Annotated in this window: 13 protein-coding genes and 1 pseudogene; 5 read left to right on the top strand and 9 right to left on the bottom strand. The window is 43.3% G+C overall.

Translation table 11 applies throughout. The features are described 5' to 3' along the window. Nucleotides 1–9: 9 nt before the first annotated feature. From L0B70_RS12280 to L0B70_RS12270, 3 genes and pseudogenes are all read right to left on the bottom strand, one after another. Nucleotides 10–774: a TIGR03915 family putative DNA repair protein gene (locus L0B70_RS12280; protein ID WP_235142062.1), complete on the bottom strand. Its 765-nt coding sequence runs from the start codon at nt 772–774 to the stop codon at nt 10–12. After that, nucleotides 774–2,032, bottom strand: a pseudogene (locus tag L0B70_RS12275) (putative DNA modification/repair radical SAM protein). Before L0B70_RS12275 ends, L0B70_RS12280 begins: the two are co-directional and overlap by 1 nt. Before the next feature lie 96 nt (nt 2,033–2,128). Further along, nucleotides 2,129–2,644 (bottom strand): pyridoxamine 5'-phosphate oxidase family protein, encoded by a 516-nt coding sequence (locus L0B70_RS12270; protein ID WP_235142061.1) that lies wholly within the window; start codon nt 2,642–2,644, stop codon nt 2,129–2,131. Between the two features lie 352 nt (nt 2,645–2,996). Between L0B70_RS12270 and L0B70_RS12265 the strand changes: the two genes are divergently transcribed. After that, complete coding sequence (locus tag L0B70_RS12265) at nt 2,997–3,341, top strand: phosphomannose isomerase type II C-terminal cupin domain (RefSeq protein WP_235142060.1); 345 nt, start codon at nt 2,997–2,999, stop codon at nt 3,339–3,341. A gap of 27 nt (nt 3,342–3,368) precedes the next feature. On the opposite strand, the gene L0B70_RS12260 is transcribed toward L0B70_RS12265, so the two are convergent. The 6 genes from L0B70_RS12260 to L0B70_RS12235 form a co-directional block, all read right to left on the bottom strand. Beyond that, nucleotides 3,369–4,331 carry a glycoside hydrolase family 5 protein gene (locus L0B70_RS12260; protein ID WP_235142059.1) on the bottom strand — a complete coding sequence of 321 codons (963 nt, stop codon included), beginning with the start codon at nt 4,329–4,331 and terminating at the stop codon, nt 3,369–3,371. Continuing rightward, on the bottom strand, nt 4,331–5,548 hold the full coding sequence (locus tag L0B70_RS12255; protein WP_235142058.1) for a glycoside hydrolase family 27 protein: 1,218 nt from the start codon (nt 5,546–5,548) through the stop codon (nt 4,331–4,333). The genes L0B70_RS12260 and L0B70_RS12255 overlap by 1 nt, the downstream gene beginning before the upstream one ends. A gap of 105 nt (nt 5,549–5,653) precedes the next feature. Next, complete coding sequence (locus L0B70_RS12250) at nt 5,654–6,727, bottom strand: IPT/TIG domain-containing protein (RefSeq protein WP_235142057.1); 1,074 nt, start codon at nt 6,725–6,727, stop codon at nt 5,654–5,656. Between the two features lie 10 nt (nt 6,728–6,737). Then, nucleotides 6,738–8,339, bottom strand: a complete 1,602-nt coding sequence (locus L0B70_RS12245; protein WP_235142056.1) for a RagB/SusD family nutrient uptake outer membrane protein — start codon at nt 8,337–8,339, stop codon at nt 6,738–6,740. Nucleotides 8,340–8,349: 10 nt separating this feature from the next. Beyond that, nucleotides 8,350–11,367, bottom strand: coding sequence for a TonB-dependent receptor (locus L0B70_RS12240; RefSeq protein WP_235142055.1), 3,018 nt, complete (start codon nt 11,365–11,367; stop codon nt 8,350–8,352). 142 nt (nt 11,368–11,509) lie between these two features. After that, the gene (locus L0B70_RS12235; protein WP_235142054.1) at nt 11,510–12,388 is read right to left on the bottom strand and encodes an AraC family transcriptional regulator; all 879 of its coding nucleotides are present in this window, start codon (nt 12,386–12,388) and stop codon (nt 11,510–11,512) included. A 182-nt stretch (nt 12,389–12,570) separates the two neighbouring features. On the opposite strand from L0B70_RS12235, the gene L0B70_RS12230 reads away from it, so the two are divergent. From L0B70_RS12230 to L0B70_RS12215, 4 genes are read left to right on the top strand one after another with little or no spacing between them, the layout of a single operon-like run. Beyond that, entirely contained in the window at nt 12,571–13,731 is a 1,161-nt protein-coding gene (locus L0B70_RS12230; RefSeq protein WP_235142053.1) for a glycoside hydrolase family 26 protein, read from the top strand. After that, nucleotides 13,721–15,148 (top strand): MFS transporter, encoded by a 1,428-nt coding sequence (locus L0B70_RS12225; RefSeq protein WP_235142052.1) that lies wholly within the window; start codon nt 13,721–13,723, stop codon nt 15,146–15,148. The genes L0B70_RS12230 and L0B70_RS12225 overlap by 11 nt, the downstream gene beginning before the upstream one ends. A gap of 18 nt (nt 15,149–15,166) precedes the next feature. Beyond that, a complete protein-coding gene (locus tag L0B70_RS12220; protein ID WP_235142051.1) occupies nt 15,167–16,363 on the top strand; it encodes a glycosidase in 1,197 nt (398 codons plus the stop codon). A gap of 51 nt (nt 16,364–16,414) precedes the next feature. After that, on the top strand, nt 16,415–17,599 hold the full coding sequence (locus L0B70_RS12215) for an AGE family epimerase/isomerase (RefSeq protein ID WP_235142050.1): 1,185 nt from the start codon (nt 16,415–16,417) through the stop codon (nt 17,597–17,599). The last annotated feature ends 52 nt before the right edge of the window (nt 17,600–17,651 follow it).

The following is a 17,651-nucleotide window of genomic DNA, read 5'->3' as shown; positions in this document are numbered from 1 at the left end:
TGAGCGGCTTTAATATTTTTCCGTCAGATATTTCCAGTAGCGTTTTGGCAGGGATTGATGATGTAATTTTAAATTTTTCCGTTCCGGAATATTGGTCTTGAAAAAGTAGCGCTGCCACAATTTTTGATAGGCGACCTCTTCCTCATGCAGCAGATTTTCGGTTTTTCTGAAATCTTTCGTCGGGATTTCGTCCGGATAAAAAAAATCGACTTCATTCATATCATAAAAAATTCCGTAATGTCTTTTCAGATCAAAAATCATCCACTTTTGATCCTGATAACGGTTTTTAAAATGTTTTAAAATAAGCGGAAGCACATTAAAATCCGGTTCAATTTTCGAAAAATATACTTCATCCTGCAGTTTTTCGAAACGGACAAAAGCATGCATGCGGTGTATTTCGCGCCCAACGGATTTACAGATTTTCGCAATATCTAAAATATCGTCATTACCAAAATCCTGAAGAATATTTTTGCCGGGATTTTGAAGCGAATGCCGTACAGCGCTCAATATTAACTTCTCTGCCACAGGTTTTTCCGAGAAATAAACCAGCAGTAAACGGGAGATTCCTTCGCTGCCGAGATTGATTTTGATCTTATTTAAAACCCGCTCGGATTTTGCGACGTCGGTTACAACTTCGTGAACCTGCGCAAAAATATTTTCCTGATGATAATTGCTAAAACTGACGATATCGACCTCGGTGTATTTGTATTCGAAAACTTCAAAGACCGCCGTCAGCAAACCTTCAAAACTGCCGTCGTATACCAACGTCGTCATTAAAATAAAGTTAATTGCTCCGAAAAACGATTCGCGAATTTCGATTTCATACCGTTCAAAATAATCTTACGGAAATTTTGATCGTCGATGTATTTCGTAAAGATGTTATGAGACTCGAATTCCACAAAAAATTTCGCACGGTTCACGGCCACGCCCATTTTTTTCAGATGGTCCAGATTCAGATTCTGAAATCTCCGCGCCATCAATATTTTGTTCGTAGATTTTGTACCGACACCGGGAATTCTTAAAATCATTTCTTTCGTCGCGGTATTAATGTTTACGGGGAATCGTTCGCGGTTTCGTAAAGCCCAGGCCAATTTCGGATCAACTTCCAGATCCAGAAAGGGATTGGACTTTTCTAAAATTTCGTTGGCCTGAAAGCCGTAGAAACGCATGAGCCAATCTGCCTGATACAAACGGTTTTCGCGCAACATAGGAACCTGAGAATGAATGGACGGCAAACGCGCGTCTTCCAACATGGGAACATAGCCAGAATAGTAGACCCTTTTCAAATTAAAATTTTGATAAAAATGATCGGCTACTTTAATAATTTTAAGATCGGTTTCGTCCGTTGCGCCTACGATCATTTGCGTAGACTGGCCGGCTGGCGCGAATTTCGGCACCTTCCGAAAGATCTTTTTTCTTCTTTGTACAGGATGAGTTCATTCTTCACAAAACCCATGGGTTTAATCATTTCCGAATGCGATTTGTCCGGCGCTAAAAGTTTGAGGCCTTTCTCGGTGGGGATTTCAATATTGATAGAAAGACGGTCGGCATACAAACCGGCTTCTTTCATAATTTCGTCGCTGGCACCCGGAATGGACTTCAGATGAATGTAGCCGTTGAATTTATGTTCCGTGCGTAATTTTTTCGCAATCCGAACGAGGCGTTCCATTGTGGTATCGGCGTCTTTGAAAATTCCGGAGCTTAGGAAAAGTCCTTCGATGTAATTTCGGCGGTAAAAATTGATAGTGAGATCTACAACCTCTTCTACGGTGAAAGCGGCACGTTTGATGTCATTCGATTTTCGCGACACACAATAGGCGCAATCGTAGATACAATGGTTCGTGAGTAAAATTTTAAGAAGTGAAACGCAGCGTCCGTCTTCGGTATACGAATGGCAAATCCCCGTCGAATGACTATCACCGAGGCCACCATTTTTATTTTTACGGTTTCCACCGCTGGACGAACAGGAAACATCATATTTTGCAGCATCTGCAAGTATTTCGAGTTTTTCTTTTATGCGTTCAAAATTCATGTATTATGTTAAATAGCAACGATCAAAAATAGTTTTAAAAATGTTTAAAACAAACTGATCGTTGCTCTGTTTTGTAGCAAATTTTAAGGCAAACGTTTAGACGTTTAAACCGCCTTCTATTCCGCCATCTTCATTTTTACTTCCCGTTACAGCGGCAAATACCATTTTTGCCATGGCGAAAACCTTGTTGTCTTTGGTTTCGTAATAATAACCGTCATGGGCTTTCACACCAATAACGGTAACGCGGGGATCGTCCTTTCCGTCGAACCAGGCATTTGCAAAGTCGGACCAGTATTTTTCGATGAGTTCTCTGTCTTTGGAAACCGTAGCCTGACCTTTGATGAAAACATATTCGTAGGAAGAATCGTTCATAAAATAAAGCTGAACTTTCGGATCCTCCGCGATATGCCTGTTATGTTCGCTTTCGGAAGAACTGATAAACCACAAAACGCCGTGATCATCAACTTCCTGCAAAGACATTGGAATACTGTGCGCGTCGGTTCCGAGTTTGGTGGTAAAAAAACAGGTTCTTGCTTTTTCGGCTAATTCTTTAATTTTTTCGATGGCAGAAGTTCCTGCTAAATCCTGGTGGGGTGATTGTGCTTGTCCCATAATTTTAAATTTTATTAATTAATGTTTGTAGAGGAAGATGGTATCAACTTTTAGTCCAAAAAAATACCACTTTATAAAATTTTAGATATTTTAATACTATTATTGAATATTTAAGACAGAAAATTCTTCCTGAATTACAAACCGGGGTTTCCCTTCTTCAAAAATTCATTCCCATAAAGATGCATGTCCTGTCGAAATTAAAAAGGAATAAATTAAATTTGTGGTATCTTTCCTACGCGCCACGGAAACAATCTTGTGAAGATGCCGTTATCACAGTGTTTTTAGGATAAGAATTTGCTAAAATAGTAGCAGCAGAAAAGGTTGAAAGTATATAATTTTACAAAAAAATAAAATGAGCGAGATCGGAGAAAGACCCTGGGGAAAGTATTTTGTAATATTTGATGAACCCCATTTTAAACTGAAAAGAATTGAAGTAAATCCCGGCCAGCGGTTGAGTTACCAGTACCATAATCACCGGCAGGAAGCCTGGACGATCATCCAGGGAACTGCGAAAATTACGCTGGACGATGTAGAAAAAATTTATAATTATGGCGAAACGGCTTTGATCCCGCTTACGGCGAAACACCGCGTGGAAAATCCCGGCGAGGACGTGCTTATCTTCATCGAAGTGCAGACAGGTACTTATTTCGGGGAGGACGATATTGTACGAATTGAAGACGATTACGACCGCAGCTAAAAACTAAAATCCCGCCTGTCGCGGGATTTATTTATTTTTACCATTATAAAAGCGAAGATATTCGCGGGCTTTAATGCCGGATTCCTTGAGGTCCTCCAGCGTCCAGCCGCCCTCTGACTTCGCAGATTTTTTAAGGATAGAACAGGTTTCATGCTTATCGGAAACAGACCAGACCACCCAGCTGAGACCACGCTCTTCCATCCAGTCGATGTATTCCTGCCAGGCTTTATAATTTAGAGGTCCATCGCCCGTAGCTTCCATACCCGCACTTTCGGTAACGAAAATGGGCAGGCCGCTTTTGAGAGCTTCGTCGGTTCTGTCCCGGAGCCATTTTTCGTGGGTGGCTGCATAAAAATGCATCGTGTACATGAGATTTTGATCAGTAGTGATGGGATCTTTGGCGGGAAGATTCAGATCCTGATCCCAGGAAGGCGAGCCTATCAATATAATGTTATTCGGGTCATTTTTTCGAATGACCTGAATGATCTCTTCGGAGTACGCTTTTATTTCGGGCCATGTTTCGTAGTCAGGCTCATTGAAGATCTCGTAAATAATGTTCGGATGGCGGCCGTATTTTTTGGAAACATCTGCAAAAAATTCTTTCGCTTCCTTTAAATTGATATTGTGGGAATGCCAGTCGACGATCACATAGATTTTATTTTTAATGGCACCATCAATAACGGCATACACTTTTTCCTTAGCATATTCCGGATCTTTCGTGTAGGGACCGAAATGTCCGAATTCTGCGCCTAACGCCGCCCGCACGACAGTCGCTTTAAAATCTTTTCGCAGCCATGTTACCGCGCCTTCATTATAAAATCTGGGCCAAAGACTGTGCCAGCCAAAACTCATCCCGCGCAGGGAAACAGGCTCGCTTTTTTTATCCACCAGCTGCGTTCCCTGTACGGAAAGCTGGCCATGCCTGCCCACGAAAGAAGTGCTGCATGAGGCGAGGACAAGAAGACTTAAGACGTAAAATAATGCTTTCATCAGTTTAATTTTTTGAGTTTAAAGGCAATAACGTCGTGCGCCGCTAAATTGACATTTAATTTTTTGTTCGTGTTTCCGTCATCTCTGTGCTGCCATAAATCCCGAAGCGCGTAGGAATCATTCGTCAAATCCAAAGTACGGTTGAAATCTTTATCGACGATTATATGTTTGTTCCAGTCGAATTTCAGTTTAGCAGGTTTATCGCTTCTATTCAGAAAAACCACAGCCCAGTTATTATCTGTTAAAGGTTTTACCCAGACATCATTTACGCCATCTGATTGATATTTGAATCCCTGAATTCCTATCGGATCCTGATTTATTTCGATGATTTCCCTGTTGGTTAGAATTTTCAAAGTTTCCGGAGTGGCAAGACGAAGGTCGTTGCCGGCGAAAAGCGGCGAGGCCATCATGGACCAAAGCGTGAAATGGGATTTGTCTTCTGTGGCAGTCATTCCGTTGCCCACTTCCATCATATCAAAATCATTCCAGTGATCCGGCCCACTGAATTTGCGGATATCGGTGCGCATTTCTAAAATTTTCAAAACTCCCCAAGAGGACCAGTTACCTTCCGGGTGTTTGTATTCACAGTCGAAACAGGGATAGATATCGCCGGAAACGCGCCACAGATTTCCCACGGGACCAGCCCACGTCCACGGTTGATTATCACCCCACTCGCAAATGGAAAAAACAATGGGCTTGCCGGCTGTTTTCAGGGCCTTGCTCATTGTGGTGTACGCTTCTTTGGCATTGATGCCTTCTGTATTGCACCAATCGTATTTTAGGAAATCGATGCCGAGATCCGCGTAAAAACGCGCGTCCTGGTATTCGAAGCCGCGCGTTCCCGGATAGCCTGCGCAGGTTTGTGTTCCGGCGCAATTGTACAGACCAAATTTAAGGCCTTTCGAATGGACGTAGTCAATCAGCGCTTTCATGCCACCGGGAAATTTAGCAGGATCGGGGATTAAATTTCCGTTCTCATCTCTGCGGTCCTTTACCATCCAGCCATCATCCAATACAATGTATTCGTAGCCAGCGTCCTTCATCCCCGTCGATACAAGTAAGTCTGCGGTTTCTTTTACCAAATTTTCGTTGATGCTGACTTCAAACGTGTTCCAGGAGTTCCAGCCCATAGGCGGCGTTGGAGCTAAACCTTCGTATTTCTGAGCAGCCATTTGCGCTATAAAAAACAGCGAAAGAAGTTTCAGGAGATTTTTCATGGTCTATTTTTTAAAAAAGAACCCTATAAATAGGGTTCTCAAGTAAATAACTAATCCTTTATTAATTATTGTGAAAAACTTAATTATGTGAAAAACTTGATATGTTTAATAATAGTAGCCGATATCATCCAGATAAATATCATTTTCTTCACCGCTTGCGTTGTTGAACGTGAGATTCATCGTTGACGGTGTTGAGGAAAGCCCGAAGCCTGCAGAACTGGCGAACGGGATCTCGAAATACTGATAGGTATCTGTAATCGTGATCGTAGGTGTGGTATTCCAGGAGTAATTCAAAACCAATTTCATGGAGTTAGGATCGGTCGCATTTTTGGCCTTCGCGTAAAATCTAATTCCTTTGGCAGTGGCAGGAATTTCTGGACTGTTGTCTATCTGGAAACCCGAATAGGCTTTTGCCTGCCACTTGATGGCTTTGCTTCCCTGTTTGATGTTGGCTTCGTCCGCGTCATAAGCAATATCGTAAACATCTCCGGACCATGTAGAATTAGTAACTGCTCCGTAGAAAACATCATCATAAATAGAAGTCCCAATTTGCGACTGATAGGTGGCTGTTCCACTCAGTGTGGTGACCGAGACTTTTTTTCCCTGGGAGCCGGCAGGAAGAGTGGCTGTAATTTCAGTCAGCGTGTTGGAAATTACCGTCGCCGGGAGATCGCCGACATTGACTACTGGATCTACAAAATAATTTCCTTTGATGACGATGGTTTCGCCGTCTGCAGCATTAATAGAATGAAATCCTTTCAAAACCGGCGCGGGCGGCGCAATCGTGAAATCATACTCTACCGTACCAAATCCCGTTACGATTTTCAGTTTGTTACTAACGTCGGCGTACGGCGTATTTTCATTAACCGTGACGATGATATGGGTATTGGTAACCAAATTGGTATTGAAAGCCGTTTCGTAATCGTTAAAGTATATATGCTGCACGGAAGCCAGGTTGCTTCCTTTTATAATATAAGTATTATTTGCGAATCCCACACTTGTCGGTGTTAGGTCTGATGGATTCCCGTCCGCGTCTACAGCGGGTGCCACATAATCCACTGCAGGCAGGGCGCCGGCCATTCCGCCTTCGTTATCATCATCTCTGCATGCTGAAAGTATCGTAAACGACGCCAGCATGAGCAGGAAGTATTTTAAACTTTTTAAATAATTAATTTTCATGATTTAAATTTTAGAATTGATATGGAACTGGTGCGTCCAAAAGTTTGGGATTTTTAGCGACGTCATTCGCCGGGTAAGGCAGAATGAAGTCGTTCTCGGAAGGGGTAAAATATTCCGGCGTCGTCATGCTTCCTCTGTTTTGCGCAGACATAATTGCGATGGCCTGACCTCTCGGGATCCGTCCCAAATCAAACCAATAGTCGCCTTCGAAAGCCAGCTCCTTTCGTCTTTCTCTAAAAAGATCGTCGAACGTGAAGGAACTTACGTCTGACAATCCGGCTCTGTTCCGAACCGCATTAAAGGATTTGAGCGCAGATGCATCGGAGGTTGATCCGCCGCCGGCCAGTACAGCTTCGGCGTGGATTAAAAGAAGATCCGCAAACCTCATAATATAGGTATTGTTATCCATCATCGCCCAGGCATCTACAGGACCCGTAACATTTCCATTTTCGATGCCGATGCAATATTTTTTTATTGCTGCGCCGGCTCCCTGGCCGCCAATTTGGTCGGCATCGGGTACGGTAAATCCGATCTGCGTACCGGCTCCAACTTTTACTTTCATTTCAGGATAAACATTTCCCGGAAACATAATTGTAGCATTCCGTCGCACATCCGGTCCGGTATATAAGGCCAGAATGTCCTGGGAGGGTGCGAAAACGCCACCATAGGAAGCATTGGACGTAGAAATCGTGCCGTTGCTAATTCCGTACTGCGTGTTGCTGTTGTTCGCAGATCCGTAGTTGGCGTCGCCCTTCCACTGCAGCGCGAAAATAGATTCTTCGTTATTGTTATTGGGATATTTAAATAAATCCGCGAAGGATTTTCCGGGAATAGAATATTGTGATGTTCCGCCTAAAAGTTTAAACTCGCCACTGTTGATCACTTCTTCCGCGAGCTGTCTGGCTTTCGGATAATCTTTGTTGTAAAGATAAACTTTGGCAAGCATGGCTTTTGCAGAACCTTTGGAAACCTTTGCATTGTTCGTATAGTTTGCACCTCTTATTTTATTTTCCAACAAACCGATGGCGGAGGTGTAATCTCTGCGAATGAGTTCATACACATCTTCTACTCGGTTGGTATTAAGTTGTGGATCGCTCACGTTCTCCAGATTATTGGTAATAATCGGCACAGGTCCCCAAAGTCTCACAAGATAAAAATAAGCGGTAGCTCGCATAAAATAGGCCTCGCCCAGCGCTACATCAATCGTCCCCTGATTTACGGAAGGTCCGGAAACGCGCTGCAGATTGTTGATAAGATAATTCGCCTGCGCTACATTAGCCCAAAGTGATTGCCATCCCGAATACATTTCTGCATCGGCGGACGTGATAGAGAAGTTTCTCATCGCGTTTACATCCGAGGAATTGGTGTACATGTTTCCGGAACCGACTTCGGAAATCGCCGGAAAAAACTTGTTGTTAAACTGAAACCATGTTTTATAATACAAAGCGTCGGTCGCGGTTCTTACCTGCGCATCGCTTTGGTAGTAGTTGCTGGAACTTATCGAATCCTCGGAGGGTCTGTCGGTAAAATCGTTGCTACAAGATGTAAATGCGGTAAATGCAAAAACAGAGATTGTAATATTTCTAAAAGTGTTTTTCATTAAAGATTTCATATTAATACATTTAAAAATCTAAGTTAACTCCAAAAATGAACGTCCGCGGTGTCGGATATCTTCCGTTATCGACGCCAGTAAGTAAAACGTTTTGGTTAAAAGAGCCGATTTCGGGATCGTAACCTGTATATTTTGTGAAAGTGTAAAGGTTTTGCGCCGTAGCGTATATTCTCAGTCTGGTTAAATTGATGCTGGAGGCAAAATCCGGAGAGAGCGTGTAACCGAAAGTGATATTCTGAAGTCTCAAATAATCGCCTTTCTCCACATAGCGGTCGGAAATCATAATATTTGGATGCGAAATACTGTTGAGCAATCTCGGTTGGCTCGCGTTCGGATTTTCCGGAGACCAGTAATCCAGCGCGTCTACGAGTTGGTTCTGATATAACATTGCGTTTTGAGTTCCATTTCTTTTCGTCAAATTAAGCACGTCGTTGCCCACGGTTCCCTGCACGAAAACCGACAGATCCCAGCTTTTGTACTTGAAGGAATTCGTAAACCCAAAAGTAAAATCCGGATGCGGGTTTCCTATAACTCCTCTGTCCAGTTCGTTAATTATGCCGTCGCCATTCGAGTCGCTGTAGATAATATCTCCCAACTGAGGTGCAGAACCAAAAACCTCCGGCGCGCCTGCAAGGTCTGCGTCCGAACGATAGATGCCTTCGGAATGTAAACCCCAGAAGGTTCCGATGGGCTGACCAATAATCGTGTTGGTGGCTACCATCGGTTGGTATCCGTTGATATTCACTTCTGCAAATATTTTGTCCAGTCCGTTTACCAGACTCAATAGTTTGTTTCTGTAGCGCGTAAATACAAAGTTGCTGCTCCAATTAAAGTTATCGCCGCGCGTTTCGTAACCTAAGGTAACTTCAACACCGGTATTGCTCATGCTTCCGATGTTGGAATATGGAGAACTGATGCCACCCTGATAGGATTCTCCGCCGGTAAGATAAGCGGGAAGAGGCAGCGAAAAAAGGAAATCGGAAGACTTTTTATCGAACCAGTCTACGTTAACATTTAATCTTTTAATTAATGTTAAATCCACTCCCACATTCGTCTGTTTCATGGTTTCCCATTTCAGATCCGGATTACTCAGGTTAGCGGGAAGATTATAGGTAGTCAGCTGCGAAGAATAAAGATTGTTCGGGATCTGTTGGTTCCCTGTCTCTCCATATCCGGCGCGGAATTTCAAATTGCTTAACACATTCGCAGGAATCCACTGCATGAAACTCTCTTTGGTTACCTTCCACGACCCGGAGATTCCCGGAAAATATCCGACCTGATTTTTCCCCTCGTTACCCTGTGGATCAAATTTCGAGGACTGGTCTCTTCGGATGGTGGCAGAGATGCTGTAGCGGTTATCGAAATCATAAATCAAACGCGAAAAATAAGAAGAAAGTGCGGCGCTGCCTTTATAGCTTGTTGTTGTAGTAACATCGGCCATACTCAAAGAAAAAACGTCGTTGGAGGGGAAGCCGTGTCCTTCACCGGTTAGTCCTTTCCAATGACTGTCCAAAGCTTCCTGCCCCACGAGCAAGGTTACTTTGTGTTTGCCAAAAGTATTGTCGTAGGTAAGGAGATTTTTGATGTTGGTAGAATACCAGTCGCTGTTTCGTAACCAAAGGTCTGCCGTGTCGTTTGACTGGGAACCGCGGTTGTATTGCGGCCAGAACTCCGTGTTTTCGGCAAATTCTGTATTTGCAGAAAGTTCCACTCTGTATTTTAAACCTTTAACAATATCTGCCTCCGCGAAAACGTTTCCGAGGAAATTTTTTCGGATGAGTTTGTTTACTTTGCTTAAAGCTTCGGCTACAGGGTTAAAGTAGTTAACATTTTGTCCTGCCGGCGGTGCAGAGTACGTGCCGTCGGCATTGTACACAGGCAAATCCGGAGCCTGAAGCAAAGTATTCGAGATCAAACCCGAATAACTTTCGTTAACGGTATAGTTCTGATTGGAAATCCCGCCGGAGAAATTGGCGCCGGCTCTAAGCCACGGTTTTACTTTTGCATTTAAATTTAACCGCGTGGTATACCTTTTCAGTCCGGTATTAATAACGGTTCCTTCCTGATCCAGAAATCCGACCGATAAATAATAATTTACATCCTCTTTTCCGCCGGAAAATGAGACCTGATGGTTTTGTGCCATCGCCATGCGGTAAATGGTATTTTGCCAATCGGTTCCTTCTCCTAAAAGTTCCGGATGGGCGAACTCCGGCCGGATAGCTGTACCGAACAGTGTTGCCATCGCATTCTGCAGCGTTGCGTACTGAGGCAAATTTAGAACATCAAGCTCCTTGTAATTCTTCGAAAAGGAAGTGTACCCTTCGTAGCTGATTTTTCCCAATCCTCTTTTTCCGGATTTTGTAGTGATCAAAATAACGCCGTTGGCACCGCGGGATCCGTAGATGGCGGTAGCAGATGCGTCTTTCAGTACATCAATAGATTCAATATCGTTAGGGCTTAAGAAAGAAATCGGCGATACTGCCACACTTCCACTGCCGCCGGTAGAGGAAAAATCGTTTCCTGCGATCGGTCGGCCCGAAGTAGAACGGCCCGTAGCATCCCCGGAAACCGGAACACCATCAATTATATAAAGAGGTTCGCTGGTTCCGTTGATCGAAGTAGTTCCACGGACCCGGATCGAAACTGCGGCACCGGGCTGCCCATTGTTATTCGAAACAGTAACTCCCGCCAATTTCCCCTGAAGCATCTGATCTACGGAAAGCTGTTTGATGTCCGCAATATCATCTGCTTTGATGGAGGAGATCGCAGAATTAACTTCGCTTCGCCGCTGGGTGCCGTACCCAATCATCACCACTTCATCAATATTTGATGTTTTAATGGTGTCGGATTTGGGGGTTTGCTGGGCGTTTATAACCGTGGCTCCTCCGAGAAGAAAGAGCACCGCAATATTTACTTTGCCCGTGCTACCCAGATTAAAATTATTAAGAAAACTCTTCATAATAAGGTATTTGTTTAATTTAATGTCTTCCTGATGGTTGATGTCGTTTTTATAGTTTATGGTAATCAACAAAACAAATTTATCGGTAATGTGAATTTTTTGTTAATATTATTTTATCATTTGTTTCTATTATTTTCACTAATGAATATTTTCGCAAGATTTAATATCATTTTCGGCGTAAGAATGACAAAATAGTACAATAAATGTTTGTTTATAAAATTCTTTTTAAACCGTTAAACTCTTCGCGATATTTACTCGGCGTAACACCTTTGATGCTTTTGAAGATCCGGTTGAAATTGGCGATATTGTTAAAGCCGCACCGGAACGCCACTTCGGAAATACTCAGATCTTTTTCGACGAGGTAGCGCGCAGAATAGCCGATCCTCACGTCGTTCACATAGTTAACAAAAGTTTTGTTGGTTCTCTTCTTTATAAAACGGTTGAAGGAAACCGGGCTCATCAAAGCCACTTTGGAGACTTCTTCGAGGGAAATTTTCTCCGAGAAATTGTTCTGAATATAATCGTATACAATTTTCATCCGGTCGTCGACCTCAAATTTTTCGTAATCAACGGTAAAGGAAGAGAGTATTCTCTGGTTTCTTGAGGTTGCCAGGTCGTGAAGAATGGAAAGAATCTCCAAAAAATAGTCCATTCCATCGAGGCGCGAGAGGTTGCAGATTCTTTTTGCCACCTCCTGCGAGGTCTTCTTGGAAAACAAAATTCCGTGGCTCGATCGGTTGAACATTTCTTTGATGGGCCGCATAATCCGCCGCGAGAGCAGATTTTCGTCGAACAGTTTATCGTCAAACTGAATTGTAATTTCGTGGATTTTCTTCTCTGTGCAAAGATGCGTTTCCCAGGCATGATAAAGATTGGGACCCACGAGAACCAACTCTATTTCCTCAATTTCTTCGATGTGATCGCCTACGATTCTCTTCACGCCTTTGCCGTTCTGGATAAAATTGAGTTCGTACTCCGGGTGAAAGTGAATGGGGAAATCGAAATTATCTTTTACCCTGTCGAAAACTAAAAAACTATCCGTGCTGGTAAGCGGCGGAATTTCTCTAAAAAAATTTTTCTCGTTTTTCATTTCTTTATTCTTTAATGCAATAATATAATATTATTATGATAAAATAATATTATCGTTTTAAAAATAACAACTGCTAAATTTGTGTTAACGAAAGCGCTGCGAATTAATATAAATTTAACAATACAGATCGCGCGCGATTTCCAGAAGAGGATCCGCTGCATACATTTTAAAACAACTTCAATATGACGATTAAATCTCCCTATAAAATTTTGCTCTGTTGCATTGTTCTTGGTTTGACTTCCTGTGCTTCCCAAAATAACTTAACCGCTGAAAATCGCCTGTCGGATCCCTTGGCCACGCAGGAAACCGTTAATCTTTACAATAATTTGATAAAGCTTAAAGAAAAAGGTTATCTCTTCGGGCATCAGGACGATTTAGCCTATGGCGTTACGTGGAAATACGAAAAAGGCCGAAGCGACGTGCACGACGTAACAGGCGATTACCCCGGTATTTACGGTTGGGATATCGGCGGCCTGGAATACCACAAGGCTAAGAACATCGATGGCGTGCCGTTCGATATGATGAAAAACTGGATCATCGATTCTTATCAAAAAGGAACGGTAACAACGCTGAGCTGGCACATGGATAATCCATACACGATGAAAAATTCCTGGGATATTACGCCCGGATCTCTGGCTTCCATCTTACCCAACGGCTCCAAGCATGATCTGTATGTTTCCTGGTTGGATTCGGCAGCCCAATTTCTCGGAGGCTTAAAAACTTCCGACGGAACGGCCGTTCCCGTGTTGTACCGCCCTTTTCACGAACTTACCGGCGACTGGTTTTGGTGGTGTAAAAACAATGCGACACCGGAACAGTTTAAAGAAATCTGGAGGTTTACCGTAGACCATTTGAGAAAAGACAAAAATTTGCACAACCTGATTATCGTGTACAATACTGCCGATTTTAATTCAAAAGAAGAATTTCTGGAGTATTATCCCGGAGACGGCTACGTAGATTTACTGAGCTTCGATAAGTATCAGTATGGCGATCCTGCGAAAGATAATTCTTTTGTAACCTCCATGCAGAAGCAACTTCAGATCATGAACGAGGTGGCTTCGGAGAAAAAAATGCCTATCGCGTTGGCAGAAACCGGTTACGAACAGATTCCGTATCCAAAATGGTGGACGGACACTTTAAATAAAGCGGTCGGCGATTATAAGATTTCATTTCTGCTCGTCTGGCGAAATCACGGCTGGCAGGAGAAGGAAAAGAAAATGCATTACTACGCTCCCTACAAAGGTCAGGCGAGCGAAAAAGATTTTATAGACTACTACAATCAGCCCAACACGCTGTTCGGGAAAGATTTAACCCATAAAAACCTCTACAAGAATGTCAGATAAAATTTCGTTAAAAGAAAAAATAGGCTACGGTTTTGGAGACGCCGCTTCCTCTATGTTCTGGAAGATCTTCGGCATGTACTCGCTTTTCTTTTACACCGATGTTTTCGGTATTTCCGCGGCTGCAACGGGGACTATGTTTCTGGTCGCACGAATCTGGGATTCTTTTTTCGATGTATTTGTGGGCATTATGGCAGACCGCACGAAAACGCGGTGGGGAAAATACCGCCCATATATTTTGTGGTTCGCAATTCCATTCGCGGTTATGGGGGTTTTCACTTTTTATGTGCCCGAATTCGGGACGTCCGGAAAGTTAATTTACGCCTACATCACCTACTCTTTGATGATGATTGTGTACTCTTTAATAAATGTTCCGTACGCCTCTTTACTGGGCGCGATTTCGGGTGATCCGGAAGAAAGAAACAAACTCTCCTCCTACCGGATGTCTTTCGCCTTTATAGGAAGTTTTATCACTTTTATGTTGCTGCAGCCGCTGATCGATTTTTTTTCCGAAGCTTTTGGCGATCAGGATCTGAGTCAACTTAATGGTGCCGCCGATCTTTCCGTCGGTACGTCGCCAATCGGCTGGGTAATGGGTGTGGGCGTTATCGGTATCCTCTGTGTCATCCTTTTCTTTCTGTGTTTCAGCTGGACGAAGGAACGCGTTACGCAGATTGAAGACGAAAGCAATACTTCAGTCAAAAAAGACCTGAAGAATCTCTTTAATAACGCACCGTGGTGGATTTTGGTTTCCACAGGTTTGGCGGCACTCCTTTTCAATGCCGTGCGGGACAGCGTTGCGATTTATTACTTCCGCGATTATGTAAAAGTGAGTTATAAAATGGCGAACACGGGTTGGGATATGACGACGATTTACTTTTTGGTCGGCCAGGCCGCCAATCTCATCGGCGTAATGTTAGCGCCCTCCATTTCTAAAAAATACGGCAAAAAGAAAACCTATATGATCTCGATTTTTCTGGCCGGAGCCTTAAGCGTCCTGTTCTATTACATTCCAAATAATATTGTCTGGATCTTGTCGCTTCAGTTTTTAATTTCGATCTGTGCGGGCTACGTTTTACCGTTGCTTTGGTCCATGTTTGCCGATATCGTAGATCATCAGGAACTTTTAACCGGGCGCCGCGCAACAGGACTTATTTTCTCCTCCTCATCCATGTCCCAAAAATTAGGCTGGGCCCTGGGCGCCGCGCTGAGCGGCTGGATTTTGGCGTGGTTTCATTACGTTCCCGATGCGGTGAACCAAAGTGCCGAAACGATTTTTGGCGAAAGATTAATGATCAGCTTATTTCCCGCGGCGTGCTGCATTCTGGCCTTTGTCGGAATGATGTTCTACCCGCTTTCCGATAAAAAAGTAAAAGAAATTTCCGAAGAACTCAATACCAAAAGAAAAAATCACCTCTAAAATACATTCTTAAGAATTATGAATACGATGAACGCCTCAGATCTATTTTTAAAAAGAAGAACAGAACTTGAAGAAGAGTACAGCTCATTGATTGCAAAGCCCAACAAACCTGCAGACGAAGTCCCAAACGGAATCTATACCCGATACGAGAATCCCGTGGTCACCGCGAAACACGTCCCTTTGGATTGGAGGTACGACTTTAATCCTGCCACCAATCCCTTCATGCTGGAAAGAATTGGGTACAACGCCGCGTTCAACGCTGGAGCCATTAAATTTCAGGGCAAGTATATCCTTTGCGTAAGAACAGAAGGAAACGACCGAAAATCTTTTTTTGCCATCGCCGAAAGTGATAACGGAATTGATAATTTCAAATATTGGGATAAACCCTGCGTTATTCCGCAAATTGACGGTCAGCCGGATACGAACGCATACGATATGCGACTTACTCTGCACGAAGATGGCTGGATCTACGGAATTTTCTGTACAGAAAGAAAAGATCCCTCCGCGGCAGCGGGAGATACGAGTTCGGCAATCGCCAACGCGGGAATTGTCCGCACCAAAGACCTTGTTAATTTCGAAAGATTACCGGATCTTGTTTCCACATCAGGGCAACAAAGAAATGTCGTACTTCATCCGGAATTTGTAGATCAGAAATATGCCCTCTACACGCGTCCGCAGGATGGATTTATCGAAGTGGGAAACGGCGGCGGAATCGGTTTGGGTTTCGTAGAAGATATGGCAAATCCCGTTGTTAAGGACGAAAGAATTATTTTCGGTAAAAATTACCACACGATTTACGAGCTGAAAAACGGTCTTGGGCCGGCTCCTATTAAAACGTCCGAAGGCTGGATGCATTTGGCGCATGGCGTGCGCAATACAGCCGCAGGTCTGCGTTACACACTTTACATGTTTATGACGGATTTAAATGATATTTCTAAAGTAACGCACGTCCCGGCGGGCCATTTTATGGCGCCACATAACGAAGAAAGAATCGGCGATGTTTCGAACGTGGTTTTTTCCAACGGCTGGATTACCGATGACGACGGCAAAGTTTACATTTATTATGCGTCCTCCGACACCAGAATGCATGTGGCGGTTTCGGATATCGAACGTTTAACGGATTACGTGATCAATTCTCCGGTTGATGGATTTACTTCTGCGTCTTCGGTTCAGAATATTATTGAACTCATCGACAGGAACAAAGGTTTGGTCTGAATTTTCCAATACCGGCTGTCTTTAACAGCAGCACCCTTCAAATAAAATTTTATGGAAGAAAGAAAACTTCACTTAAAGGAAAAAGCCCACCGAGAACTTCTGCGAATTCTGGATTACTGGATGCACAATGCTGTGGATGAGGAAAACGGTGGATTTATTGGAGAGATCAACTTTAAAAACGAAAAAAATTTCAGCGCCGAGAAAGGCGCTGTTTTGCATGCACGGATTTTATGGACCTTTTCTGCGGCTTATGATTTACTGAAAGACGAAAAATATCTGGAAGTGGCGCAGCGTGCTTTTGATTATATTCTGACGCATTTTTATAATGAAGAATTCGGCGGTATTTACTGGAGCATCAATTGCGATGGCACTCCGAAAGACACGAAAAATCAAATTTATGCCCTGGCCTTTACCATTTATGGGCTTACAGAATTTTATAAAATAACGGCAAACGAAAATGCTTTGAAAGCCGCGCAAAACCTTTTTGAAAAGATTGAAGAACACAGCCACGACAAGGACAAGGGCGGCTATCTGGAAGCCTTTACGGAAAATTGGGCAGACATTGAAGATCTGCGTTTAAGCGAAAAAGACGCAAACGAAAAGAAAACCATGAATACGCATCTGCATATTGTAGAAGCGTACGCCAATCTTTATCTCGTCTGGCCGGACGAAAGCGTGAAAAAAGCCATTGCAGAAATCCTTCGCATCACCGAAACCCATTTTATCGACGCGGAATCGTGGCATTTAAAACTCTTCTTTAATGAAAACTGGATCGAAAAAGAAGATGTCATTTCCTACGGCCACGACATTGAAGCCGCGTGGCTTTTATTGTGGTGCGCTGAGGTAATTGATGACGAAGAATTAATTAAAAACTATAAAAAATACGCCGTTAAACTTTCTGATGCGACGATGGAAGGCATCGACAGCGATGGCGGACTTTGGTACGAATACGAGCCGCAGGAGGAAAGATTCATCGCCGAAAAACATTGGTGGCCCCAGGCAGAATTGTGGATCGGAATGATCAACGCGTGGCAGATTTCCGGCGAAGAAAAATATTTTTCGATCGCGGAAAAAAATTACGGGTTTGTTGAAAAATATATTTTAGATGAAACACACGACGAATGGATTTGGGGCATTAACGAAGATTATTCGCCAATAAAAAAAGCTAAAATTGGTTTCTGGAAATGTCCTTATCACAACTCGCGCGCGTGTATGGAACTCCTGAAACGGCTTTAAATACTTAGTTCTAAATTTTCTCTAACTCTTCTGAAGCGCCAAAAGAGGCATC

The sequence above is a fragment of the Kaistella sp. 97-N-M2 genome, from assembly GCF_021513235.1.
Taxonomy (GTDB): domain Bacteria; phylum Bacteroidota; class Bacteroidia; order Flavobacteriales; family Weeksellaceae; genus Kaistella.
Note: the sequence above shows the minus strand (reverse complement) of the source record. Positions and strands in the feature narration are given on the sequence as shown.

What these genes read in the sequence shown, in the direction of transcription:
- L0B70_RS12255 (WP_235142058.1), bottom strand. Translation starts at nt 5,548, where the DNA reads ATGAAAAATCTCCTGAAACTTCTTTCGCTGTTTTTTATAGCGCAAATG.
- L0B70_RS12215 (WP_235142050.1), top strand. Translation starts at nt 16,415, where the DNA reads ATGGAAGAAAGAAAACTTCACTTAAAGGAAAAAGCCCACCGAGAACTT.
- L0B70_RS12250 (WP_235142057.1), bottom strand. Translation starts at nt 6,727, where the DNA reads ATGAAAATTAATTATTTAAAAAGTTTAAAATACTTCCTGCTCATGCTG.
- L0B70_RS12225 (WP_235142052.1), top strand. Translation starts at nt 13,721, where the DNA reads ATGTCAGATAAAATTTCGTTAAAAGAAAAAATAGGCTACGGTTTTGGA.
- L0B70_RS12260 (WP_235142059.1), bottom strand. Translation starts at nt 4,331, where the DNA reads ATGAAAGCATTATTTTACGTCTTAAGTCTTCTTGTCCTCGCCTCATGC.
- L0B70_RS12235 (WP_235142054.1), bottom strand. Translation starts at nt 12,388, where the DNA reads ATGAAAAACGAGAAAAATTTTTTTAGAGAAATTCCGCCGCTTACCAGC.
- L0B70_RS12270 (WP_235142061.1), bottom strand. Translation starts at nt 2,644, where the DNA reads ATGGGACAAGCACAATCACCCCACCAGGATTTAGCAGGAACTTCTGCC.
- L0B70_RS12230 (WP_235142053.1), top strand. Translation starts at nt 12,571, where the DNA reads ATGACGATTAAATCTCCCTATAAAATTTTGCTCTGTTGCATTGTTCTT.
- L0B70_RS12265 (WP_235142060.1), top strand. Translation starts at nt 2,997, where the DNA reads ATGAGCGAGATCGGAGAAAGACCCTGGGGAAAGTATTTTGTAATATTT.
- L0B70_RS12245 (WP_235142056.1), bottom strand. Translation starts at nt 8,339, where the DNA reads ATGAAATCTTTAATGAAAAACACTTTTAGAAATATTACAATCTCTGTT.
- L0B70_RS12280 (WP_235142062.1), bottom strand. Translation starts at nt 774, where the DNA reads ATGACGACGTTGGTATACGACGGCAGTTTTGAAGGTTTGCTGACGGCG.
- L0B70_RS12220 (WP_235142051.1), top strand. Translation starts at nt 15,167, where the DNA reads ATGAATACGATGAACGCCTCAGATCTATTTTTAAAAAGAAGAACAGAA.